18 protein-coding genes are annotated in these 22382 nt (G+C 63.1%); 14 read left to right on the top strand and 4 right to left on the bottom strand.

What is annotated here, in order from left to right:
- Positions 1–38: 38 nt before the first annotated feature.
- Positions 39–749: an esterase family protein gene (locus D0Y96_RS18010; RefSeq protein WP_117302648.1), complete on the bottom strand. Its 711-nt coding sequence runs from the start codon at positions 747–749 to the stop codon at positions 39–41.
- A 34-nt stretch (positions 750–783) separates the two neighbouring features.
- Here D0Y96_RS18010 and D0Y96_RS18005 point away from each other — a divergent pair, with 34 nt between their 5' ends.
- Positions 784–1686 (top strand): alpha/beta hydrolase, encoded by a 903-nt coding sequence (locus tag D0Y96_RS18005; protein WP_117302646.1) that lies wholly within the window; start codon positions 784–786, stop codon positions 1684–1686.
- A gap of 336 nt (positions 1687–2022) precedes the next feature.
- Positions 2023–3906 (top strand): 1-deoxy-D-xylulose-5-phosphate synthase, encoded by a 1884-nt coding sequence (dxs, locus tag D0Y96_RS18000; RefSeq protein ID WP_117302644.1) that lies wholly within the window; start codon positions 2023–2025, stop codon positions 3904–3906.
- A gap of 260 nt (positions 3907–4166) precedes the next feature.
- Here the strand turns inward: dxs and D0Y96_RS17995 are convergent, their stop codons facing one another.
- The 3 genes from D0Y96_RS17995 to D0Y96_RS17985 form a co-directional block, all read right to left on the bottom strand.
- The gene (locus D0Y96_RS17995; protein ID WP_199480440.1) at positions 4167–4763 is read right to left on the bottom strand and encodes an SRPBCC family protein; all 597 of its coding nucleotides are present in this window, start codon (positions 4761–4763) and stop codon (positions 4167–4169) included.
- A gap of 173 nt (positions 4764–4936) precedes the next feature.
- On the bottom strand, positions 4937–5818 hold the full coding sequence (locus D0Y96_RS17990; RefSeq protein ID WP_158562470.1) for a ferritin-like domain-containing protein: 882 nt from the start codon (positions 5816–5818) through the stop codon (positions 4937–4939).
- 28 nt (positions 5819–5846) lie between these two features.
- On the bottom strand, positions 5847–6767 hold the full coding sequence (locus D0Y96_RS17985; protein WP_199480438.1) for a ferritin-like domain-containing protein: 921 nt from the start codon (positions 6765–6767) through the stop codon (positions 5847–5849).
- Between the two features lie 232 nt (positions 6768–6999).
- Here D0Y96_RS17985 and D0Y96_RS17980 point away from each other — a divergent pair, with 232 nt between their 5' ends.
- From D0Y96_RS17980 to ftsA, 12 genes are all read left to right on the top strand, one after another.
- Positions 7000–7530: a DUF2127 domain-containing protein gene (locus D0Y96_RS17980; protein WP_117302640.1), complete on the top strand. Its 531-nt coding sequence runs from the start codon at positions 7000–7002 to the stop codon at positions 7528–7530.
- A gap of 381 nt (positions 7531–7911) precedes the next feature.
- On the top strand, positions 7912–8352 hold the full coding sequence (locus D0Y96_RS17975) for a division/cell wall cluster transcriptional repressor MraZ (RefSeq protein WP_117302638.1): 441 nt from the start codon (positions 7912–7914) through the stop codon (positions 8350–8352).
- Between the two features lie 42 nt (positions 8353–8394).
- Entirely contained in the window at positions 8395–9333 is a 939-nt protein-coding gene (gene rsmH, locus D0Y96_RS17970) for a 16S rRNA (cytosine(1402)-N(4))-methyltransferase RsmH (protein ID WP_117302636.1), read from the top strand.
- A 345-nt stretch (positions 9334–9678) separates the two neighbouring features.
- Positions 9679–10203 (top strand): FtsB/FtsL family cell division protein, encoded by a 525-nt coding sequence (locus D0Y96_RS17965; protein WP_117302634.1) that lies wholly within the window; start codon positions 9679–9681, stop codon positions 10201–10203.
- Between the two features lie 46 nt (positions 10204–10249).
- Positions 10250–12799 (top strand): penicillin-binding transpeptidase domain-containing protein, encoded by a 2550-nt coding sequence (locus tag D0Y96_RS20615; RefSeq protein ID WP_286676439.1) that lies wholly within the window; start codon positions 10250–10252, stop codon positions 12797–12799.
- Positions 12800–12838: 39 nt separating this feature from the next.
- A complete protein-coding gene (locus D0Y96_RS17955; protein ID WP_117302632.1) occupies positions 12839–14401 on the top strand; it encodes a UDP-N-acetylmuramoyl-L-alanyl-D-glutamate--2,6-diaminopimelate ligase in 1563 nt (520 codons plus the stop codon).
- On the top strand, positions 14398–15810 hold the full coding sequence (locus D0Y96_RS17950; protein ID WP_117302630.1) for a UDP-N-acetylmuramoyl-tripeptide--D-alanyl-D-alanine ligase: 1413 nt from the start codon (positions 14398–14400) through the stop codon (positions 15808–15810). Before D0Y96_RS17955 ends, D0Y96_RS17950 begins: the two co-directional genes overlap by 4 nt.
- A gap of 302 nt (positions 15811–16112) precedes the next feature.
- Entirely contained in the window at positions 16113–17246 is a 1134-nt protein-coding gene (gene mraY, locus D0Y96_RS17945; protein WP_117302628.1) for a phospho-N-acetylmuramoyl-pentapeptide-transferase, read from the top strand.
- Positions 17247–17419: 173 nt separating this feature from the next.
- A complete protein-coding gene (gene murD / locus D0Y96_RS17940) occupies positions 17420–18814 on the top strand; it encodes a UDP-N-acetylmuramoyl-L-alanine--D-glutamate ligase (RefSeq protein ID WP_117302626.1) in 1395 nt (464 codons plus the stop codon).
- Positions 18799–19887, top strand: coding sequence for a putative lipid II flippase FtsW (ftsW, locus tag D0Y96_RS17935; RefSeq protein WP_117302624.1), 1089 nt, complete (start codon positions 18799–18801; stop codon positions 19885–19887). Before murD ends, ftsW begins: the two co-directional genes overlap by 16 nt.
- Before the next feature lie 128 nt (positions 19888–20015).
- A complete protein-coding gene (locus tag D0Y96_RS17930; protein ID WP_117302623.1) occupies positions 20016–21155 on the top strand; it encodes a cell division protein FtsQ/DivIB in 1140 nt (379 codons plus the stop codon).
- A complete protein-coding gene (gene ftsA / locus D0Y96_RS17925; protein WP_117302621.1) occupies positions 21152–22369 on the top strand; it encodes a cell division protein FtsA in 1218 nt (405 codons plus the stop codon). The genes D0Y96_RS17930 and ftsA overlap by 4 nt, the downstream gene beginning before the upstream one ends.
- The last annotated feature ends 13 nt before the right edge of the window (positions 22370–22382 follow it).

Genomic DNA, 22382 nt, shown 5'->3' with positions numbered 1-22382 from the left:
CGGCGCTCGCTTCGTGCTCACCCGCACGCCTGGCTCACTTACAGATATTCGTTCATCATTCGTCCCCAGGTGGGCCAGTCGTGGCTGTTGTAGCTGTCCCAGGTCCAGAGCTGGTGGGGGATGCCTTTTTCGCCCATGATGCGGGCGAGGTCCTGGTTGTCGCCGAGGCAGTGGTCGTCCCAGCCGGAGCAGAGCAGGTAAGTGTTGCGGCGGTAGTGGTCGAAGTACCAGGGATCGCTCAGGCTGCGGAGGTAGTGCGGCGGCGTGTTGAAGTAGACATCGCTGTCGTAATAGCCGCCGAGGAAGCGGGTCATGTCGAAGGCGCCTGACATGGAAAAGAAGCCGGTGAAGCGGTCGGGATGGCGCAGGGCGATGTTGACGGCGTGGTAGCCGCCGAAGCTGCATCCCAGGCTGATGAGCTTCGGGTTCGGGTTCTTCCGGCGGGCGAGCGGGAGGACCTCCTCCATCACATAGCTCTCGTACTGCATGTGGCGGGCGATGCGCCAGCGCGGCAGGACGTTGCGGTTGTACCAGCTTTCCGCATCTACACTATCGAGAGTGAAGAGCTGCACCTCGCCGTTGTCGATTTTGTGGGCGATGGCGGAGATGAGGCCGCGGTCCTCGAACTCATAGAAGCGCCCCTGCGAGGTGGGGAAGACGATGACGGGCACGCCGGCATGGCCAAAGATGAGCAGCTCCATGTCACGGCTGAGGCGTGGCGACCACCATTTGTGATACTCGCGGTTCATGCTCTGTTAATGTAACAGGCATACCTCCGGGCGCATGGAAAGAATTGTGCGGCGGCAGACGACGAGACGGGAAGGACGAGACAAGGGCCTGGCCACACAGATTCCAGCATCTGCTCCCATGCAGCCGCCTCCGGCGGCCGAGGAGAGAGCACGCGAGCGTACGCGGCGCGCCCGCCTGCGCGTGCATACGAAGTTTCACAGCCGGTTTCTGCCGGACGACCGCGATGTGACGGTATATCTGCCGCCCGGGTATGAGGAAGAGACGAACCGGCGGTATCCGGTGCTGGTGATGCACGACGGGCAGAATCTGTTCGATCCGCGCACCTCGTTTGTGCAGGGGCGGACATGGCGCATGGCCGAGACGGCGGACGCGGCGATTGCCGCGGGAGAGATTGAGCCGCTGGTGATTGTGGGGGTGGCCAATACCGGCGAGCGGCGGATGGCGGAGTACACGCCGACGCGCGACTGGAAGATGGGCGGCGGCGAAGCGGCGCAGTACGGCGAGCTGCTGACGGAGGAGCTGCTTCCGTTTCTGCGGACAAACTACCGCCTGATGTATGGGCCCGAGCACACGGGACTGGGCGGATCGTCGCTGGGCGGGCTGGCGACGCTGTATCTGGGGCTGAAGTATCCGGAGCTCTTCGGGCGGCTGGCGGTACACTCGCCGTCGGTGTGGTGGCACCACAAGTCGATTGTGGGGCTGGTGAACGAGATGGCTCCGCTGGTGCCGCTCCGGGCAAGGATCTGGCTGGATGCCGGCGACGCGGAAGCGAAGAAGATGATCGCGGATACCGATCTGCTGTACCGGCGGCTGCTGGCCCACGGCTGGCGCGACGGAGCGGATCTGCACTATGAGCGTGTGGCCGGCGGAACGCACGACGAAGCGGCCTGGGCGCTGCGGGTAATGCCGATGCTGCGGTTTTTGTTCCCCGCATAATTCCGGGTTCCGGCTCTGAGCTTCAGAGTCTGAGCGTGCCGAACTCCGGGACATTCTTCTGAATTCCGAAACAGATGAGCAGTCTGTGAGCGGATTTGCCCTGGCGCGCCGCGGCGGCGAGCGATTGCGGGCCGGTGCGGGAGAGCATTGCTTCCTTCCTGTGCGCGGCGGGAAAATCTTTATAAAACTGTTATACTTGCACCTCAGAGACAACCTGTTTGCCGATGGAAGAGGCCCCATTTCTGCGGGGTCTTTTTTGATTCAGGCGGCAGGGTGCCCTTCCCCGGGCCGGGTTTGCCGGAACAGCCGGGGGGCGGCCGCATCTCTGGTGACTGCATGGGCAAATTACTCGATACGATCCATTCGCCTGCCGATATCAAGCGGTTCACGATCCCGCAGCTTGAGTCCCTCGCACAGGAAATACGGGAACGGCTGATCTTCACACTTTCAAGAACCGGCGGGCACCTGGGGCCGAACCTGGGCGTGGTGGAGCTGACGCTGGCGATGCACTACGTCTTCGACACGCCGCAGGACCGGTTTGTCTTCGACGTGAGTCACCAGGCCTATATTCACAAGCTGCTGACGGGACGCCGCGAAAAGATGGACACGATCCGGCAGCCGGGCGGCCTGAACGGCTTTATGCTGCGCACCGAGAGCGAACACGACAGCTATGGAGCGGGGCATGCGGGCACGGCGCTGTCGGCGGCGCTGGGCATGGCGGTGGCGCGCGACATGGCCGGCGGCAAAGAGCACGTGATTGCGATGGCCGGCGATGCGGCGTTCACGAACGGCATCTCGTTCGAGGCGCTGAACAATCTGGAGCAGACGAAGCGGCTGATCGTGGTGCTGAACGACAACGAGTGGTCGATTGACCGCAATGTCGGCGCGATTGCGAAGTATCTGCACAAGATCGTCACCAACGAGCACGTCTCGCACCTGCACGGCAGCGCGCAGCGGCTGCTGGAAAAGGTGGGCGGCAAGGCGGCGGTGAATGTGGTGCGCCGCGCCGAAGAGGCGGCGAAGGGATTGCTGTGGCCGTCGGTCTTCTTCGAGGAGTTTGGGCTGACCTATTACGGGCCGCTCGATGGACACAATATCGGTCTGCTGATCGAGACCTTCAAATTTCTGAAGCAGCAGGACAAGCCGGTCATTCTGCACGCGATTACGCAGAAGGGACGAGGCTTTCAGCCGGCGCTCGACAAGCAGAAGAAGTTTCACGGGCTGGGGCCGTACGATCCGGAGACGGGCGAAACGAAGCCGGCGGGGCAGAAGACGTACTCCGAGGTCTTTGCCGATACGCTGGTGAAGCTGGCCAACGAAAACGATAAGCTGGTCGCGATTACGGCGGCGATGCCGAACGGGACGGCGCTCGATCTATTCCGGCCGCATCATCCGAAGAAGTATTTCGACGTGGGGATTGCCGAAGAGCATGCGGTGATCTTTGCGGCGGGCATGGCAACGCGCGGCTACAGGCCGTTCTGCGCGATCTACTCGACGTTTCTGCAGAGGGCCTTCGATCCGATCGTGCACGATGTCTGTCTGCAGAATCTTCCGGTGGTCTTCTGCATGGACCGCGGCGGGCTGAGCGGCGACGACGGCGCGACGCATCACGGGCTCTTCGATATCAGCTACCTGCGCGGCATTCCGAACATCGTGCACATGGTGCCGAAGGACGAAGACGAGCTGGCCGATATGCTGTACACGGCGATGCTGCACGAGGGGCCGAGCGCGGTGCGGTATCCGCGTGGAACCGGACCGGGCGCGGCGGTGAAGACGCATCCGAAGGCGCTGCCGATCGGGAAGGCGGAGGTGGTGCGCGAGGGCGACGACTTTGCCATCTTCGGGCTGGGCGCGCTGCTGCCGATGGCCGGAGAGCTGGCCGATGTGCTGGAGCAGCGCGGATATTCGGCGGCGGTGATCAATCCGCGATTCGTGAAGCCGCTGGATAAGGACCTGATTGCGGCGTACGCGAAGCGTGTGACCGCGATCGTGACCTTTGAAGATCACGTGCTGATGGGCGGCTTTGGCAGCGCGATGCTTGAGGCGCTGAGCGAGATGCAGATCGAGACGCCGGTGGTGCGGATCGGCTGGCCGGACCGGTTCATCGAGCACGGCAAGGTCGACGCGCTGCGGGCACGGCACGGCATCAGCGTGGAGGCGGCGCTGGAGAAGCTGGCTCCGTGGCTGCCGACGAAGCGGCGGCTGGCGATCAGTCATTAAAGGCAGGGATCAGCCATCAGGGATCAGCTGTTATCCATTAGCTGTTCGAGCCCGGACGCACAGATTTTCTGGTGGTTGCTTATCTCTAAGAACTGCATGAGCCTATGTCCGAACATCCGGACATGGGGCACCCGATGCTCTGACAGCTAAGGACGAAGGGCTATTGGGGATCGCTCATTCCTGATGGCTGTTCCTGATGGCTGTTCCTGATGGCTAACAGCTAATCCCTGATCCCTAATCCCTGATCCCTGATCCCTGATCTATGTACTGCGGTCTTTCAGTCCGCTGAAGCGCTGCGCGCCGGCCTTCTGGAAGACCTTGCCGGTTCGGGCGAGGATCTCGGCCAGGCGCTTCTGGCGGTAAGCAAACATCTGCTCGATCCGGCGGCGTACGAAGAGGGCGTGAGCGAGGCTGCCGATGGGGCCGAGGGGAAGCTCGTAGGCGATCTGGTCGATGATCAGGGTTCCCCACGCGCCCTGATGGGCATGCTCCTTCACGCGGTGGAAGTGCTGCCAGAAGGCGAAGGGGCCGCGCACCTGCTCATCGCAGAGGTGCTGGTTCCAGACGAACTCGGCGATGCGCGCCTCCCATGTGGTGCGTTTGAGGGAGATGCGGGAGGGCCGAAAGCTGAGCGTGATGGCCGATCCCACGCCGGCGGCCACGTTGTGGAAGCCGCGCATGGCGTCGGCGGTGGCCGGAGCGGGGGGCGGGGCGACGATCTTCACCTCCTCGATGCGCATCTTTTGCCGCGGCGGAGAGAGCAGCGGCAGGTTCTGCGGATTGGCGAAAAAGGCGAAGACGAGAGCGGGCGGCCACGGGACCCAGCTCTCGGTCGACCAGGTATAGCGGTGACGCATCGCTCCTCAACATACAGCAGTCTCGGAACAAAGGCGAGAAAAGCGTGATCCGTGCGGGCTCTGTACGGAATTCGTACAGACCGGAGCGAAAAGAGCATCTGTCGCGGCCACAAACGAGAGGGCCGGAATGAGGAAGCTTCCGGCCCTGTGTCGTTTGCGCTGATGACGGTTACTTACTTAATGGTTCCGTTGAGGCCGTTGGGGAAGAAGACGCCGCCGGAGGAGCCTCCGCCGTAGACGATCTTCAGAACCTGCGCGGTGGTGCGGGCGTAGGTCATGGCGTTGGCGTCGTTGTCGACGATGGTGGCCGCTCCGCCGCTGCCGACACTGACGCCGATGTCGTCGTTGCCGGTGCCGTCGAGCGAGGCGCGGGCGGCGGCGATGGCCTGCGATGCCGATTGCGCTGCGGTACCTGCCTGGAAGATGCGGGTGCGGATGGAAGCGGCGTGATAAGCCTCGACGTTGTGAATGCCGATTGCCTTGTCCAGATAGGTTTTGCTGGAGAGGAGCGTGGCGGCTCCCTGATAGGCGGTGACGCCGACATCCTCGAAGATAAAGGCGCCAAGGAGGAAGTTGGTCTCGCTGGCGAAGGGGTCGAAGGCAGATCCCAGACCGGCGGCCTGGGCAAGGGTATTGAAGCTGGCCATCAGATCGATGTTGGGCTGGGCGACTGCCGAGGAGCCCAGGGCGGACTGGAGGAATTTGACGTGGTTCTGCTCGTCCATCGCGACTTCAGCAGCGAACTGCTGGAGAAGCGGCGTGGTGAAGGGAACCATCGGGCTGGTTTTGACGGAGACCGTTCCTCCGGCGGTGCCGCTGCCGCTTTTGGTGGAAATGCCGGCCTGGTCGAGGGTCATGCCGGTGGTGGCGAGGGTATAGAACTGCCCCTCGAGGAATTCAAGGTTGAGAGCGAAGTTGAGGATATCCGAGTCGGAGACCGTGGACTGCGCGAAGGCGCTGCGGGTAAGGGCGAGGCCGGCCAGGGCTGCTCCGCCGAGCAGGAGAGCGGAGCGGCGGTTTTTGCCCGGGGACGGTTCGATGGGTGTCTGATCCATGTGAGAGTTCTCCATTTCCATTTCTCGTCTAGGTGGTAGTCGCGGTGATGGTGCCGTTGAGGCCGCTGGGAAAGAAGCCACCCTTGCTGACCACTCCTGCCATTGCGCTGAGATAGACAATGTGCAGAACCTGGCTTGCGGTGCGGTCCCAGGAGATGGAACTGGAGTCGCAGGCGACGATGGAGGTGCTGGAGAGTGTGGTCTCCGCTCCGCCGCCGGCGGATGCGCGCAGGGCTGAGATCTGGTTGGCATAAGTAATGTAAGGAGTACCGAGCTGGGTGAGCAGGGTGCGGATGGTGCCGGCGTGATAGGCCTCGGTGCCCAGAATGCCGCCTGCGGCAGCGAGGTCGGAGGAGACGGTGAGCAGAGTGGCCGCACCGTGATAGGCGGTGACGCCCACATCCTCAAAGGTAAAGGCGCCGACGATGAAGCTGTTCTCGTCGGCGAAGGGGTTGAAGGCCGGGCCGATGCCGGCGGCCATGGCCGCCGCATTGAAGCTGTTGGTGAGATCAATATCGGGACGGCCGACGGCGGCGGAGCCGAGGGCCTTCCGCAGGAAGCGAACGTGGGCCAGCTCGTCATTTGCGATCTCGACGGCGTACTGCTGGATGGCGGGCGTTTTGAAGGGCACCATCGCGCCGCCGGTCACGGTGCCGGTGCCGCCGGAGTCGGTGGAAGAGAGGCCTGAGCCGGTGGTGGCGCGCAGGTAGAACTCGGCTTCGAGGTATTCGAGGTTGAGCGCGAAGTTGAGGATGTCCGTATCGGTGATGGTGGCTCCGGTGCCTGTGCCGGGTCCGGAGCCTGTTCCTGTGGACGAGCTGTTATTGCTGTGGCCGCCGCAGCCTGCAGCGACGGTCAGCGCGGCAGCAGCGCCGGCGCCTGTTCCGATTCCGGCAAGAAATCGGCGCCGCGAGAGGCGCTTTCCTGCCAGCCGATTGAGATTTTCCACGTAAGTTCCTCCCTTAGTTGACCTGCGCGATGCTCGTGCCGCATCGATTCGTACGCAGAGAGAACGCGCGGCCTGGCAGGAGCGGATTGCGGTCAGGAATGCTTTGCCGAAAGATGGCTTCGACGGGACGCAAGCGAGATGATCCAACGGTTTTCACGCATGGTGCATCGCCGCGTTTTGGCTGAGGCATGTGGGTAGACGGGACCGGCAGGTGCGAGAATAAAAGCTGCACATGTCAGCATCGGCTCCCACGAAACAGGATCACAGCACGGAACGATCGTCTTCCGTTCACGACAAATGGCTGATCGCGATCGGCGTCTACAAGCTGGTGGAGGCGACGCTGTTTGTTCTGCTGGGCATTGGCGCGGTGAAGCTGCTGCTGCGCCGCGCGGACCTGGTGGACGTGGCGACACACTTCATCAACGTGCTGCGCTTCAACTCGGAAGGGCGGCTGGTCAACCTGATCCTCGAACGGGTGGCGATGATCGATCCGCACCGGCTGCGTCAGATCAGCGCGGTGATCTTCGGCTATGCGGCGCTGCACGCGACTGAAGGCATCGGCCTGGTGCTGCAGAAGGCATGGGCCGAATACGTGACCATCATTCTTACGGCATCGTTTCTGCCGTGGGAGTTCTGGGAGATGCATCGCCACCTGACGTGGATGAAGGCCGGCGTGACCGCAGTGAATGTGCTGGTGGTGGTGTATCTGGTGTTTGTGGTGCAGGCGCGCATTCGCGAGCGCCGGCGCGGAGCGCGTGGATGAATCTGCCGGGAAGAAGGTTGTATCTATCGGCGGGTTTTCGACTTACCTTGAGCCGGGCGATCTGACAAGAGGCAGAAGCTAAAACGGAACCAAACTCGTTAACCACTACTGGTAGTGGTTAACGATCTGAATTCCCGCTATTCCTTGAGGTTTCCACAGCGGCGCTTCCGACCCCCCGGAAATTGCTCATTTTTGCCCCGAAATAAGGTGTTTTTCCCTTTGACACGGTACCAGCCATGCGCCAGGATTGTGGAGTGAAGTGGCCCAAAATGGAGTCTGAGGGCTGATTTCACGGTTTAACCGAAGCAGGCAGGGGTCGATAAAGCCTCACTCTCGACAGCCTGAACCGGATGGACTGGATCTGGCAAGGGGTTTTCGCAAATGTTTCGCGGCAACAACCCGGCGAAGGTGGATGAAAAGGGTCGGCTGAAGATTCCGGCGGAGTTCAGGCACGGATTCGATGAGCGCGGCGACATCCGTTTTTTCATCACGAGCCGGGACGGGAAGCGGGCGGAGATTCACGCGATGCAGGACTGGGAAGCGATTGAGCTGAAGCTGGCCGAGATTCCGGATATGAATCCGGCGAAGAAGAAGCTGATGGACCGGGTGAACTACTTCGGCCACACGTCGGAGATCGACACCCAGGCGCGGGTGCTTATCCCGCAGATTCTGCGGGACAAGGCGAAGCTGACCGGCGATGTGCTGGTGATCGGCAAAGGGAAGTATCTGGAAGTGGCGAATCGCGAGGAGTACGAGCGCGAGATGGAAGAGAACGAACTGACCGTGGACGATGCGCGGGAGCTGGCGAGCCTGAAGCTGTAAGCGGACTGGCTGTTAAGAGTTTTTACCCCCGAGGGGGAGCACATGAGCGAACAAAGTCGGCATGTGCCGGTTCTTTTAAAAGATGCGATCCGATACCTGAATGTGCGGCGAGGCGGCACCTATGCCGATGCCACGCTGGGCTATGCAGGGCATTCGTCGGCGATTGCCAGGGTGCTGGGTCCGGAGGGAAGGCTGATCGCCTTCGACCGCGATCCGGAGACGATGGCGCTGGCGAGGGAGCGGCTGGCGGCTCTGAAAGAGGAGCTGGGGCCGGAGATGCCCGAAGTAGTGCTGCACGATGTGGAGTTTTCGCAGGCGGGCGAGCTGCTGGAACCGGCGAGTCTCGATGGTCTGCTGGCGGACTTCGGCGTGAGCTCGATGCAGTTCGACGACGCGCACAGAGGGTTTAGTTTTCAGGCGGACGGGCCACTGGAGATGCGGATGAATCCGCGCCAGGGGGTGTCTGCCGAACAGGTGGTAAACCAGGCCGGCGAAAAAGAGCTTGCCGATCTGATTTACGAATTCGGAGAGGAAAGGAGGTCGCGGAGAATCGCCAGAGCCATTGTCAGGGCCCGGCCGGTGACGACGACGGCACAACTAGCCAGAATCGTTTCGGCCGCGGCCCCGGCGATGAAATCGGACAGAATGCGTCATGCTCTGCATCCGGCGACCAGGACGTTTCAGGCTCTCCGAATTTATGTCAACGCCGAGCTGGAGGAGATCGAAGCGCTGCTGGAAGCGGCGCCGAGGCTGCTGAAGCCGGAGGGAAGGCTGGTCGCGATCAGCTTCCACTCTCTCGAAGACCGGCGGGTAAAAGATGCGCTGCGCGAAGGAGCGCGGCAGGGAGTTTACGAGGTACTGACGCGGAAGCCGGTGACGGCGGAAGCGGAGGAGACGGATCGCAATCCGCGGGCTCGCAGCGCGAAGCTGAGAGCGGCGGAGAGGAAAAGCAGGGATCAGGGATCAGGAATTAGCGAGTAGGGATTAGAGATCAGGAAACAGAGATCAGGGATTAGCAATTAAGAACGAAGCGACTTTCTAATGGCTAAATGGCTAATGGCTAATCACTGATCGCTGTAGTGAAAAGATCGGGCCGGGGTCGTCCCACCGTTGTACAAGGCGAAAGTAAATGCTCCGCAAGACGACTTCAGCAGTAAACATCCTTCCGATTCAGCGGCCCAGGCCCGGTCACTGGAAGGAAAGCAAGGATTAGAGATCAGGAAACAGGGATCAGCGATTAAGGACAAAGTGACTTTCTAATGGCTGATGGCTAATGGCTGATCGCTAACGGCTAAGCGCTGATCGCAGAAGTTCAGGAGACGAGAGATGGCGACACAGGCAATTGCGGCACAACCCGGAATCGGCGTCAGCCGCCATAATGCAGAGCGGCTGATGGAGCGCAATGCATCGCTGATGGCGGCGCAGCGCCGCGCCCGCCGCGGTCCCACGCCTGAGGTTCTGTTTGCCAAGCGGCTCGACAACACTCGTCTGGTGAAGGCGGAAGACCCGCAGCGGGTGCGCGAGATGCGCAGCTTTGCCTGTGCGATGGCGCTGCTGTTCGGGCTGATCATGTTTTACGGATGGCAGCACTTCAGCGCCATCGAGTACGGCTATCACGTGGAAGCGGAGAAGCAGCAGGTGCAGCAGCTGGAAGAGCAGAACCATCAGCTTCGCCTGACTGAGGCGCAGCTGGGCGATCCGGCGCGCATCGACACGATGGCCAAACAGCTTGGACTGACGGCGCCGCAGCCCGGTCAGGTGGTTCGCCCTGACGGAGCCGAAGGCGTGACCGCCGATCCGAATGCTCCGGTACTGGCAGAAGCGCGGCCGCTGCTTCCTGCCGTTCATTGATTCGTTGTACTGATTCTGTTTCTGCGGGGAGGAAGCCATGGCGGTCATGAAGCCAGTTTCGCTTCCTCCCGGCGACCATCCCTCTTCTCCGCGAAATGCCGCATCCACCGGACTGGTGACGCCGATGCGGCGCATGCGCATTCTGAACATCCTCTGCATTTTCTGCGGGTGGGCGCTGCTGATCTGCTGCCGCCTGACGTTTCTGCAGGTGATTGAGCACCATAAATGGACCGAGCGCGCGGCCAGGCAGCAGGAGCGCACCTTTGAGGTGGCGCCGCGCCGCGGCATTCTCTATGACCGCAATCTGCAGGAGCTGGCGATGACGGTGCTCGCCGATTCGGTCTACGCGGTACCCACAGAAGTTGGCGCGAACCGGCCGGCGGATGCGGCGATTCTGGCGAAGATCGTACATACCGATCCGGACGATCACTTTACGACCGAGCATCAGATTCTGGCGCGGATGATGGCGTCAAAGAACTTTGCCTGGGTGGCGCGCAAGCAGCCGCCCGCTGTGGTGGCCAAGATCAAAGCGCTGAACCTGAAGGGCATCTACTTTCAGAAAGAGTTCAAGCGGTTTTATCCCGATCAGCAGTTGGCGGCGCAGGTACTGGGCTATGTGGGGCTCGACGACGACGGGCTGGGAGGTATTGAGCAGCGCTATGACGAAGAGCTGCACGGCACGCCGGGACGGGTGCTGACGGCGATCGATGCGCGGCGGCATGTGCTGGACAGCGAGGAGCACGAGCCGCTGCCGGGAGAAAACCTGGTGCTGTCGATCGACGCGAATATTCAGTTCATGGCGGAGCGCGCGCTCGACGAAAATATGGAGCGCACGCATGCGGTGAACGGCACGGTAGTGGTGCAGGACCCGCACACCGGGCAGATTCTGGCGCTGGCGATGCGGCCCACCTTCGATCCGAACGACTTCCGGCACACGAATCCGGCGCTGCTGCGGGATCACGCGGTGAGCGATGTGTATGAGCCGGGGTCGACGTTCAAGCTGGTATCGTATTCGGCGGCTCTGGAAGAGCACGTGACGACGCCGGATGCGCAGATCCGCACGCTGGGCGGGCAGATCAACGTGGCCGGGCGTATTGTGCACGACGACCGCGATGCCATTCGCTATGAGGCGGCGCACGGCAATGTGCTGTCGACGACGGAAGCCCTGGAGCAGTCGAGCGATGTGGCCGCGATCGAGCTGGCGCAGCGCATGGGTGTGGATCGGTTCTACAAGTACATCGTGGGATATGGATTCGGCGAGCGGTCGGGGATTGAGCTGCCGGGTGAGACGCGCGGCCTGGTGAAGCCGCCGCGCCGGTGGCAGCCGACGACGATCGGCTCGATTCCGATGGGGCAGGAGATCGGCGTGACTCCGATTCAGCTGATCACGATGGCTTCGACGATCGCCAATGGCGGCATGTATCTGCCGCCGCATGTGCTGCTGGAGAGCACGGACGATCGCAAGGGAAGTCCGAAGCTGAAGCCGGCTACGTTTCGTCCGGAGGCGGAGCTGCCGAATCCGCTGCCGGAGGGCGCGCACCGGGTGATCTCGGAGCTGACGGCGGCGGAGATGCGCCGGATGATGGAAGGCGTGGTGCTGTACGGCACGGGGCGCAGCGCGCAGCTGAACGGATACAGCGCTGCGGGCAAGACGGGCACGGCGCAGAAGATCGATCCGGCGACGCACACCTACTCGAAGACCAAATATGTGGCGTCGTTCGTGGGCTTTGCTCCGGTGAATAATCCGGCGGTGACGATTGCGGTGGTGATGGATTCGCCCGCGTATCAGTTTCATTACGGAACCGCGGCCAGCGCGCCGGTCTTTCAGAAGCTGGCGCAGCAGATTCTCGAATACCTGGGCGTGCCGCACGATGAGGACCTGAAGCCGGCGACGCTGGTGGCAAAAGACCAGAATGCGGCTCCGGAGGCGGAGGATGAGCCGCAGGAGTCACCGGAAGATCTGAACTCGCTGTTTGCCGAGGTGAACCATCTGCCGCAGGACGATCCGCTGCGCGAGCAGGCGGACGGAGAGGGCGATGGACAGAGCGCAGGGATCAGGGCGCAGGGCTCAGGCGGGACAGGTGATGCAGCCGGGCAGGATTTGACGGCGGATGTGATGCCGAAGACGCCTGAGGCGGCTGCGCCTGAAATGGAAAAGACGGGAAGGGAAAAGACAGGAGCAGAGAAGCCGGACGGCGCTGTATCTCCGTCTGTACAGGCGACAGCGCAACAGACGCAGACGGCGGCTCCGGGGATGGCAGTGGTTCCGTCGATGGCAGCGGTGACGGCTCCTGCTGCTGCGCCAAAGGGATCGGTGTCGGTGCCGAATAAGAAGGTCGCGGTTCCGTCGTTTGCGGGCGAATCGGTGCGGCAGGTGGTGGTGCAGGCGGGCTCTTCGGGGCTGGCGGTGCAGGTGCTTGGATGGGGCATTGCGCGGGCGCAGGCTCCGGCTGCGGGCACGATGGTGCCGGCGGGAACGGATGTAGTGGTCCGCTTTACGCAGCAGCCGCCGAATGCGCAGACGAGTCCTGTGGCGGCCCCGGCGGACAAACATGCGGCTGTTGCGCAGCCTGCGGGGCATCCTCCGCAGAGATAACCGCTCCGCACGCCGTACAATCGGCTGGAGCGGACTCTGATGAAATTTTCCGACATTCTGAAGGGCGTGGAGATTCTGCGCCGCACGGGCGGCAGCCCGGAGATCGCAGGCGTGGAGTATGACTCGCGCTGCGTGGGCCGGAGCTCGCTCTTTCTGGCGATGCGCGGCGGCACGACGGATGGGAACCGCTATATCGGCCGGGCAATAGAGCAGGGCGCGGCGGCGATTGTCACGGATTCGGCGGGAGCCTTCGACGACACCGCGAAGAGATTTCCGGAAATTGCCGTTGCGGAGATTGCGGCGGAGACGGGGCGCCAGGCGATGGCAGCGCTGGCGGGAAATTTCTTTGGGCATCCGGAAGCAGAGCTGGCGCTGAGCGGAGTGACGGGCACGAACGGCAAGACGACGACGGCCTTTCTGCTGGACGCGATGCTGAACCATGTGAGCCGGAAGACGGTGCTGGTGGGCACGATTGAGTACCACCTGCCACTCCATCACGCCAACGGCGGGCGCGCCGGGGACCCCGGTGCGCCCGGTCAGGTACGATCTTCGCCGCACACGACGCCGGAGTCGCGCGATCTGCTGGCGCTGTTTCGCGAGGGCGTCGATCTGGGCGCGACCGAGGCGGTGATGGAGGTGTCGTCGCACGCTCTGGCGCAGGGGCGCGTGTACGGCCTGCCGTATGATGTGGCCATCTTCACGAACCTGACGCGGGATCATCTGGACTTTCACGGAACGATGGAAGATTATTTTGCCGCGAAGAGGATGCTGTTCGACGGATCTCTGGGACGCGCGCCGCGCGCGGCGGTGGTGAATGTGGATGATCCGTACGGCGCGGAGCTGGTGATGGCGGCGCGGGGAGCGGGCGCGGAGATTCTGTCGTACGGGCTGGAGTCGGGCGAGTTTCGGGCCGCTGACGTGAAGATGACGGCGTCGGGCATGCGCTTTCGCATGCATACGGTTGCGGGCCCGGTGGACGTGCGGACGCGGCTGACAGGAAAGGTGAACGTCTATAACCTGCTGGCGGCGAGCGCGGCGGCGCATGCGCGCGGGCTGACGCTCGAAGAGATTGCGTCGGGTGCCGAGGCGCTGGCCTGCGTGCCGGGGCGGTTTCAGACGGTGGATGCGGGGCAGCCGTTTACCGTCGTCGTCGATTACGCGCACACCGATGATGCGCTGCGCAATCTGACGGCGCTGGCGCGGGAGTTCGTGAAGGGCACGGGCGGGCGCGTGATTACGCTCTTCGGCTGCGGCGGCGACCGGGACCGCGCGAAGCGTCCGCTGATGGGACGGGCGGCGGGCGAGGGCAGCGACTTTGTGGTGCTGACGTCGGATAATCCGCGCAGTGAGGAGCCGGCGGCGATCATCGCGGATGCGCTGCCGGGGCTGCGGGAGACGGGCGTGGAATTTGTAACAGAGACGGATCGCGGGCGGGGCATTCAGAGGGCGCTGGAGGCGGCGAAGGCGGGCGATATTGTTCTGCTGGCGGGCAAGGGGCACGAGAAGACGCAGACGCTGCGCGAGGGAACGGTTCCGTTTGACGATGCGGAGGTTGCGGCGAGGCTGCTGCGCGCCCATCAGGCTTCAGGAGTAAGAGCATGAGGCTGCTGCTGGAACAGATTGCGCACTGGTGCTCGGGCGAGCTGCGCGGCGGCGATGCGGCCGGTGTGCATGCCACGGGATATTCGATCGACTCGCGCACGGTGGCGCAGGGGGATCTGTTTTTTGCGGTGCGTGGAGAGCGCTTCGACGGCCACGAGTTTGTGCAGGCGGCGCTGGAGCGCGGCGCGTGCGCGGCGGTGGTGGCGCAGGAGAAGTATGCCGCGCTGCCGGAGGGCGTGAAGGATTTTCCGCTGATTACGGTTGCGGGCGCGGAGGGCGCGGATGCTCCGCTGGCCGCGCTGCAGCAGCTTGCGGCGGCGGTGCGCAGGCACTGGGGCAAACGCGTGGTGGGCATTACGGGCAGCGCGGGAAAGACGACGACGAAAGAGGCGGTTGCGGCGGTGCTGGCGGCGCGCTTCGTGGTGCTGAAATCGCAGGGAAATCTGAACAACGGTTTTGGACTGCCGCTGCAGCTGCTGAAGCTGGAGCCGGAGCATGAAGTGGCCGTGATCGAGATGGGCATGTCGGCAGTCGGCGAGATCGCCGCGCTGTGCCGCATCGCCGCGCCCAACTGGGGCGTGGTGACGAATGTGGGCAACGCGCATGCGGAGAACTTTGCCGACGGCATTGCCGGGATTGCGCGCGCGAAGTATGAGCTGGTGGCTTCGCTGCCTTCGGACGGGAGCGCCTTTCTGAACTGCGACGATGCGTATGTCTCGCAGTTTGGGCGCGATCTGCGCAGCAGAGCGGTGTACTTCGGGCGTGGTCCGTGCGCCGATCCGCGCGCGGAGGCGGTGGAGGCTCTGGGAGCGGAGGGGTTGCGGATCAGAGTGCGGGCGGGAGGTCGGCATGCGGAGCTCAATCTGCATCTGCCGGGCGAGCACAACATGAGCAATGCGCTGGCGGCGATTGCGGTGGGCCTCGAAGCGGGGATTCCGCTGGAGACATGCTGTGCGGCGCTCGAGGAGCTGCGGCCGGGAGACAGGCGCGGAGAGGTGCTGCATGTGCGCGGCGCTACAGTGATCAACGACAGTTACAATTCCAACCCCGAGGCGCTGAAGGCGATGATCGCCACGCTGGCCGGGGTTCCGGCGACGCGGCGGATTCTGATTGCGGGCGAGATGCTGGAGCTGGGGCGCGAGGCGGCGGCGCTGCACGCGGCGTGCGGAAGGGCCGCGGCAGCGGCGGGAATCGATATCGTGATCGGCGTGCGCGGAAACGCGAAGTTTATCGTCGAGGCAGCGCGCGAACTCCAAAATGAGTCCCGGACCGAGGCGCTGTTTGTGGAGACGCCGGAAGAGGCGGGTGCATGGATGCGCGAGCATCTGCGCGAGGGCGATGCGGTACTGCTGAAGGCTTCGCGCGGGGTGCGGCTGGAGAAGGCGTTAGAAGCAGGGATCAGGGATTAGCGATTAGTCATTAGCCTTCAGCCATTAGCCATCAGGGATTAGAAAAGATGATGCGAGTATCTGATTTTTCCCGATCGTTGAATTTCTGATCCCTGTTGCCTGATCTGAATTTCTCATCTCTGGTCTTTAACTCCTGATCCCTGATGGCTAATGGCTGAAGGCTAATGACTAATCGCTGTTCCCTGATCGCTGTTTGCTGCATTATGGCCGTTGACAGAACGGGCACAGGCTGAAGATCGGCGGGTTCGCGGCGGCGGGAGCCTGTAAGATAAGCATCGAAACCCTGTCCCGCCGGAGGAAGTTTGCTTTACTGGCTCCTTTATCAGAAGCTCTTTCCCTACTTCAGACCCTTTCGCATCTTCCGGTATCTGACGTTCCGCACGGCGTTCGCGTCGTGGACGGCGCTGCTGATCGCGCTGCTGATCGGTCCGTATGTGATCGAAAAGCTGCGCGAGTTTCAGATTGGCCAGTACATTCGCGAGGAGGGTCCGCAGGCGCATCAGAAGAAAGCCGGCACGCCAACGATGGGCGGGGTGCTGATCTGCATTGCGATTTTGCTGCCGACTTTATTGTGGTCGGATCTTGCGAATCCCTTTGTGTGGCTGGTGATGTTTTCGACGCTGGCCTTCGGCGCGATCGGCTTCGCCGATGACTATATCAAGGTCGTGAAGCGGCGCAATCTGGGGCTGACGGCGCGGGCGAAGATGAGCTTCCAGGTTCTGGCCTCGACGGTGATCGCGGTTGCGCTGGTCCTTCTGCAGACGCGGGGCGATTATTCGACGCAGGTGATTGTGCCATTCATCAAGAGCGTTCGTCCGCATCTTTCGATCGGCGCGCTCAGTCATCTTCCGCACCTGGGGCTGCTGGCGTTTTTCCCCTTCGTGATCTTCGTGGTGCTGGTGATCGTGTTTTCAAGCAACGCGGTGAACCTGACGGACGGCCTGGACGGGCTGGCCATCGGCTGCACGATCATCGCGGCCGGCGCGCTCACGGTGCTGACCTATGTGAGCGGGCATGTGGTCTTTGCCGATTATCTTGAGCTGCAGCGGATGCCGCTGGTGAGCGAGCTGACGGTCTTCTGCGGCGCGATGGTGGGCGCGAGCATCGGTTTTCTCTGGTACAACGCGCATCCGGCCGAAGTGTTTATGGGCGACGTGGGGTCGCTGGCGCTGGGCGGAGCGATCGGCACGGTGGCGGTGGTGATCCGGCAGGAGCTGCTGCTGCCCTTTATCGGCGGCATCTTCGTGCTGGAGGCGGTGTCGGTGATTCTGCAGGTGGGCAGCTACAAGCTGCGCAAAAAGCGCATCTTCCGGATGGCGCCGCTGCATCATCACTTCGAGCTGATGGGCTGGTCGGAGTCGAAGGTGATCGCCCGGTTCTGGATTGCGGCGCTGGTGTTTGCACTCTTTGCACTCACCACGCTGAAGCTGCGCTGAATCGCACACAGAACGTGTGACAATGGCCTCACTCCCGTCCGTAAGGGAGGAGAAATGTATTCCCATGTCCGAAAACACGGACATGGAGCACCCAGGTTTTGCAGCCCGGGGAACCGGTGTGTGTACGCTGCGAAGGGCGCTCCCACAGCAAAACGGTATAGCCTGAAGTCGTTATGGAACTCAAAGGCAAAAAGGTACTGGTCGTCGGACTGGGCAAGTCAGGCCTGGCGGCGGCGCTGTTTCTGCGGCGGCGGGGCGCGCAGGTCACGGTCTCGGATATTCGCAGCGCAGAGGCGCTGGGCAAAGACATTCCGGCGCTGCTGGACGAGGGCATTATGGTCGAGGCCGGCGGGCATGGCCTGCTGACCTTCCGCAGGCAGGACCTGATCGTGGTGAGCCCGGGGGTTCCGATGGATACGCCGGAGCTGGCGCAGGTGCGCGGCTTTGGGTTGCCGGTGATCGGCGAGGTGGAGCTGGCGGCGCGCTTTCTGAAAGGGAAGACGCTGGCGATTACGGGATCGAACGGAAAGACGACGACGACTTCGCTGTGCGGGGAGATCTTCCGGACGGCGGGGCTGCCGGTGCAGGTGGGCGGCAATATCGGCGTGCCGGTGATTGCGCTGGTGGAGGAGTCCAGCGACAACGGATGGTCGGTGCTGGAGGTATCGAGCTTTCAGCTGGAGACGACCTTCGAGTTCCGGCCGCAGATCGCGGTGATTCTGAATATCACGCCGGATCATCTGGACCGGCACGGGACGTTCGAGAACTATGTTGCGGCGAAGGAGCGCATCTTCATGAACCAGATGGCGCCCAGTGAAACAGAGCAGGACGCGCTGGTTCTGAATGCCGACGACGATGCGGCGTCGCGCGCGGCAGCGCGGGCGAAGTCGCGGGTGTACTGGTTCAGCCGGACGTGCGTGGTGCGCCAGGGCTCGTTTGTGCACGAGGGCGCAATTGTCTTCCGGGCATCGGAGCAGGCGGCTCCGGAGTTCATCATGAAGATCGCGGGCATTCCGCTGAAGGGGCAGCACAACGTGGAGAACGTGCTGGCGGCGGTTACGGCGGCGCGGCTGGCGGGCATTGGCGCTGACGCGATCCGCACGGCGGTGGAGAACTTCCGCGCGGTGGAGCATCGACTCGAGTTCGTGGCGAAGATCAACGAGGTCGATTACTACAACGACTCGAAGGCGACCAATGTGGACGCGGCGATGAAGGCGATTGCGGCCTTCGATGGCGGCATTCGCCTGATTCTCGGCGGCAAGGACAAGAATTCGGATTACCGGCAGATGCGCTCGCTGCTGACGGAGCGGGTGAAGGCGGTGTATACGATCGGCGCCGCGGCGGAGAAGATCTATACGCACATCGAGGGGTCGGTTCCGGTGGTGAGCGCGGGAACGCTGGATGCGGCGGTGGCGAAGGCGGCGGAGGCGGCGCTGCCGGGCGAAGTGGTGCTGCTGGCTCCGGCGTGCTCGAGCTTCGATCAGTTTGAAAACTACGAACATCGCGGGCAGGTGTTCAAAGAGCTCGTGCTGGCACGGCGGGGGCTGAACGAATGGCAAAACGCATAGGGGTAGACAAGTGGCTGTACTGCGCCACGCTGATCCTCGTGGTGATCGGCCTGCTGATGGTCTTCAGCGCGTCGGCGGTGATGGCCAAGGAGCACGGATCGCCGTACACCTTTGTGATCCGGCAGGCGATCTGGGCGGCGGTGGGGCTGACGGCGATGACGCTGCTGATGCAGGTCGATTACCGCAAGTACAACCAGCCCAATGTGGTGTTTCCGGCGATCGGGGTCACCATCATGATGCTGCTGGCGGCCTTCGCCATGCGCGACTCGCATAATACGCACCGCTGGATACGCTTCGGCGTGCTGTCGTTTCAGCCGTCGGAGCTGGCCAAGCCCGCGCTGGTGCTGTTTCTTGCCTGGTGGCTGCAGAGCCGCATGCACACGATCGAGGACTGGCGCGGCACGATTCTGCCGGCGGCCATCCCCAGCCTGATCTTTATTGCGCTGATTCTGAAAGAGCCCGACCTGGGAACGGCGATGGTGTGCGCGTGCGTGACGGCGCTGATGCTGTACCTGGCGGGCATGAATATGAAGTACCTGGGCTATGCGGCGCTGGCCGCGGCTCCGGTGCTGTACTTCATGCTCTTCCGCGTGGCGTGGCGGCGGGAGCGGCTGCTGGCGTTCATGAATCCGGAGTCGGACCCGCTGGGCAAGGGCTTCCACATTATTCAGTCGCTGATCGCGGTAGGCACGGGCGGAATCTTCGGCAAGGGATATATGGAGGGTCTGCAGAAGCTCTTCTATCTGCCGGAGCCGCACACGGATTACATCTTTGCGAATATCGCCGAGGAGCTGGGGCTGCTGGGCGCGCTGCTGGTGGTGGGACTGTTCGTGTACCTGGGCTATCGCGGCTTTCGCGCGGCGGTGCTGTCGAAGGACCCGTTTGCGCGCTTTCTGGCCTTCGGTCTGACGGCGACGATTCTGATTCAGGCGTTCTTCAATATCAGCGTGGTGCTGGCGCTGGTGCCGACCAAAGGCATTACGCTGCCGTTTATTTCTTACGGCGGAACTTCGCTGTTCATCATGCTCTCCTGCATCGGCGTGCTGCTGAACATTTCGCGGGAAGTGGATTAAGAGCAGGAGCGGGGATTCATTCCCTGCTGGTTGTATCCTCACTTGATTCCCCCGCCTCATTCCTGCTGCGATTCACAACCGCTGACAGGCTATAGTCAAAACGGCGACTCTCACGACCTTGCTCGGGCGTGGCAAAAACTGAATCATATGCGGGCCGCACCTCGGCGGCGGTGGAAGAGGCACGACCGGATGAGTTCTACCGTCCGGCGCCAACGCCTCGCCCTCGTCCCGGGCGCTTTCCCGTTCAGCCGGAAGATGACGCGGAGGATGAGCCCTTTCTGCGCACACGCCGGCGTGTGCCGGTGCGCAAAGGGATTCTTCCCGGATGGGCCGGAACCCGCTGGGGCATGATCGGTCTGGCGGCGGGGGCGATTGTTCTGCTGGCCGGGATCGTGGCGCTCATTTTTGCTGTGAGGAATTTTCTGGACCACGACCCGCGCTTCCGCATCGACTCCTCGGCCTCGATTCAGACGGCGGGCAACAGCCAGCTCTCCCGCGCCGATCTGCTTTCGGTCTTCGGCTCCGATATCGGGCGGAACATCTTTTTTGTGCCGCTCGGCACCCGCCAGAAAGAGCTTGAAGAGATTCCCTGGGTGGAGCGGGCGACGGTGATGCGCCTGCTGCCCGACCAGCTTCGCGTGGCGGTGACGGAGCGCACGCCGGTGGCGTTCGTTCGTCTGGGAAACAAGATCGATCTGGTGGATGCGAGTGGCGTGGTTCTGGAGATGCCTCCGACGATGGTGGCGGCGAGGCACTACTCCTTCCCGGTGGTGACTGGGATCGACCCGAACGATCCGCTCTCGACGCGCAGCGCGCGGATGCACCTGTATCAGAAGTTCATTACCGATGTGGACTCGAGCGGCGAGAAGGTCTCCGAGCAGCTGAGCGAGGTGGACCTCTCGGACCCGGAGGACGTGCGCGCGGCGGTTCCGGCGAAGGGCATGGACCTGCTGCTGCACTTCGGCGAAGAGGATTTTCTGAACCGCTGGCACAACTATCAGTCGCATATCGCGGAGTGGGAGCAGCAGTATCCGCATCTGGCCTCGATTGACCTGCGCTATGAGCGCGAGGTGGTGCTGAAGATGGCCGGATCGAGCGATGTGGACCCGAACATGGCAGCTCCCCCGGCGCCCGCACCGGCACCGGCTGCGCCCGCGGCAAAGGCGGCAGCGAAGACGGCGGCGCCGAAGGCCGCTGCGGGGAAGAAGCATCCGGCGCATGCGGCAAAGCGTGTGGTCCGGCATCACGCCGCGAGAGGAAAGCGATGAGCCAGAAGCCGGAAAACCTGATCGCGGTGGTCGATGCGGGCAGCTCGAAGACCCGGGTGCTGGTGGCCGAGGTTCATGAAGGAGCTCTGCGTTATCGCGGCCACGGAATTGTGGATGCGGCAGGGGTGCGGCGCGGCGTGATTGCCGATCTGGGTCCGGCGGCGGAGTCGTTCAACAAGGCGGCGACGCTGGCCGAAGAGGTGGCGCAGGGCACGATCGAGAAGTGCGTGGTCGGCATCGGCGGGCCGCATATCCGCGGCGTGAACAGCCGGGGCGGCATCAGCCTGGGGACGCGGCTGCGGGAGATCGGCCGCGAAGATGTGCGGGCGGCGGTCGACCGGGCGCGGTCGATCTCACTGCCCGGGGACCGCGAGGTGATTCATCTGCTGCCGCAGCAGTTCATTCTGGACGAGCAGCCGGGGATTCACGATCCGGTGGGGATGGTGGGGAACCGGCTGGAGGTGAACCTGCACATCACGACGGCGTCGGCGAGCGCGCAGCAGAGCATCATCACCTGCGCGAACAAGGCCGGCCTCGAGGTGACGGAGACGGTCTTTGAGGCCGTGGCCGCGGCGGAGGCGACGCTTTCGGCCGATGAGCGGGAGCTGGGCGTATGCCTGATCGATATCGGCGCGGCGTCGTCGGAGATCATCGTCTTCTTCGAGGGATCGGTGGCGCATACGTCGGTGATTCCGATTGGCGGCGACCACTTTACGAACGATCTGGCGGTGGGGCTGCACGCGACTCCGCCGGAGGCCGAGTGGCTGAAGTGCAATTACGGCCACGCGGTGGTGACCTGTGTTTCGCAGCAGAACGAAGTGGAAGTGATGGGGCTGCCGGGGTATGAGCCGCGCGTGGTGCGGCAGCGGTTTCTGGCCGAGATTCTGGAGCCGCGGGCGCGCGAGCTGTTTCACCTGCTGCGCGACAACCTGCGCCAGGGCGGCGTGCTGGAGGCGCTGGGCGCCGGCTGCGTGCTGACCGGCGGCGGAGCGCGGCTGCCCGGACTGCCGGATACGGCGGAGAGCCTGCTGCGGGTTCCGGCGCGCATTGCGGTGCCGGTGCCGCTTTCACGCATGCCGGCCGAGCTTTCCGCGCCGGAGTGCGCGACGTTAGTGGGAACGTTGCTCTATGCCCACCGCACCAGCGTGATTCGTGCGGCGGAAGACCAGGGACTGCGCGCCAAACTGCGCGCCATTTTTGCAGGAAGCGTTTAAGAGACCGATCCGC

The organism is Paracidobacterium acidisoli (assembly GCF_003428625.2).
Classification (GTDB): domain Bacteria; phylum Acidobacteriota; class Terriglobia; order Terriglobales; family Acidobacteriaceae; genus Paracidobacterium; species Paracidobacterium acidisoli.
The sequence above is the reverse complement of the archived record's forward strand: the minus strand, read 5'-3'. Positions and strand labels throughout refer to the sequence as shown.

What these genes read in the sequence shown, in the direction of transcription:
- D0Y96_RS18010 (WP_117302648.1), bottom strand. Translation starts at nt 749, where the DNA reads ATGAACCGCGAGTATCACAAATGGTGGTCGCCACGCCTCAGCCGTGAC.
- D0Y96_RS18005 (WP_117302646.1), top strand. Translation starts at nt 784, where the DNA reads ATGGAAAGAATTGTGCGGCGGCAGACGACGAGACGGGAAGGACGAGAC.
- dxs (WP_117302644.1), top strand. Translation starts at nt 2,023, where the DNA reads ATGGGCAAATTACTCGATACGATCCATTCGCCTGCCGATATCAAGCGG.
- D0Y96_RS17995 (WP_199480440.1), bottom strand. Translation starts at nt 4,763, where the DNA reads ATGCGTCACCGCTATACCTGGTCGACCGAGAGCTGGGTCCCGTGGCCG.
- D0Y96_RS17990 (WP_158562470.1), bottom strand. Translation starts at nt 5,818, where the DNA reads ATGGATCAGACACCCATCGAACCGTCCCCGGGCAAAAACCGCCGCTCC.
- D0Y96_RS17980 (WP_117302640.1), top strand. Translation starts at nt 7,000, where the DNA reads ATGTCAGCATCGGCTCCCACGAAACAGGATCACAGCACGGAACGATCG.
- D0Y96_RS17975 (WP_117302638.1), top strand. Translation starts at nt 7,912, where the DNA reads ATGTTTCGCGGCAACAACCCGGCGAAGGTGGATGAAAAGGGTCGGCTG.
- rsmH (WP_117302636.1), top strand. Translation starts at nt 8,395, where the DNA reads ATGAGCGAACAAAGTCGGCATGTGCCGGTTCTTTTAAAAGATGCGATC.
- D0Y96_RS17965 (WP_117302634.1), top strand. Translation starts at nt 9,679, where the DNA reads ATGGCGACACAGGCAATTGCGGCACAACCCGGAATCGGCGTCAGCCGC.
- D0Y96_RS20615 (WP_286676439.1), top strand. Translation starts at nt 10,250, where the DNA reads ATGAAGCCAGTTTCGCTTCCTCCCGGCGACCATCCCTCTTCTCCGCGA.
- D0Y96_RS17955 (WP_117302632.1), top strand. Translation starts at nt 12,839, where the DNA reads ATGAAATTTTCCGACATTCTGAAGGGCGTGGAGATTCTGCGCCGCACG.
- D0Y96_RS17950 (WP_117302630.1), top strand. Translation starts at nt 14,398, where the DNA reads ATGAGGCTGCTGCTGGAACAGATTGCGCACTGGTGCTCGGGCGAGCTG.
- murD (WP_117302626.1), top strand. Translation starts at nt 17,420, where the DNA reads ATGGAACTCAAAGGCAAAAAGGTACTGGTCGTCGGACTGGGCAAGTCA.
- ftsW (WP_117302624.1), top strand. Translation starts at nt 18,799, where the DNA reads ATGGCAAAACGCATAGGGGTAGACAAGTGGCTGTACTGCGCCACGCTG.
- ftsA (WP_117302621.1), top strand. Translation starts at nt 21,152, where the DNA reads ATGAGCCAGAAGCCGGAAAACCTGATCGCGGTGGTCGATGCGGGCAGC.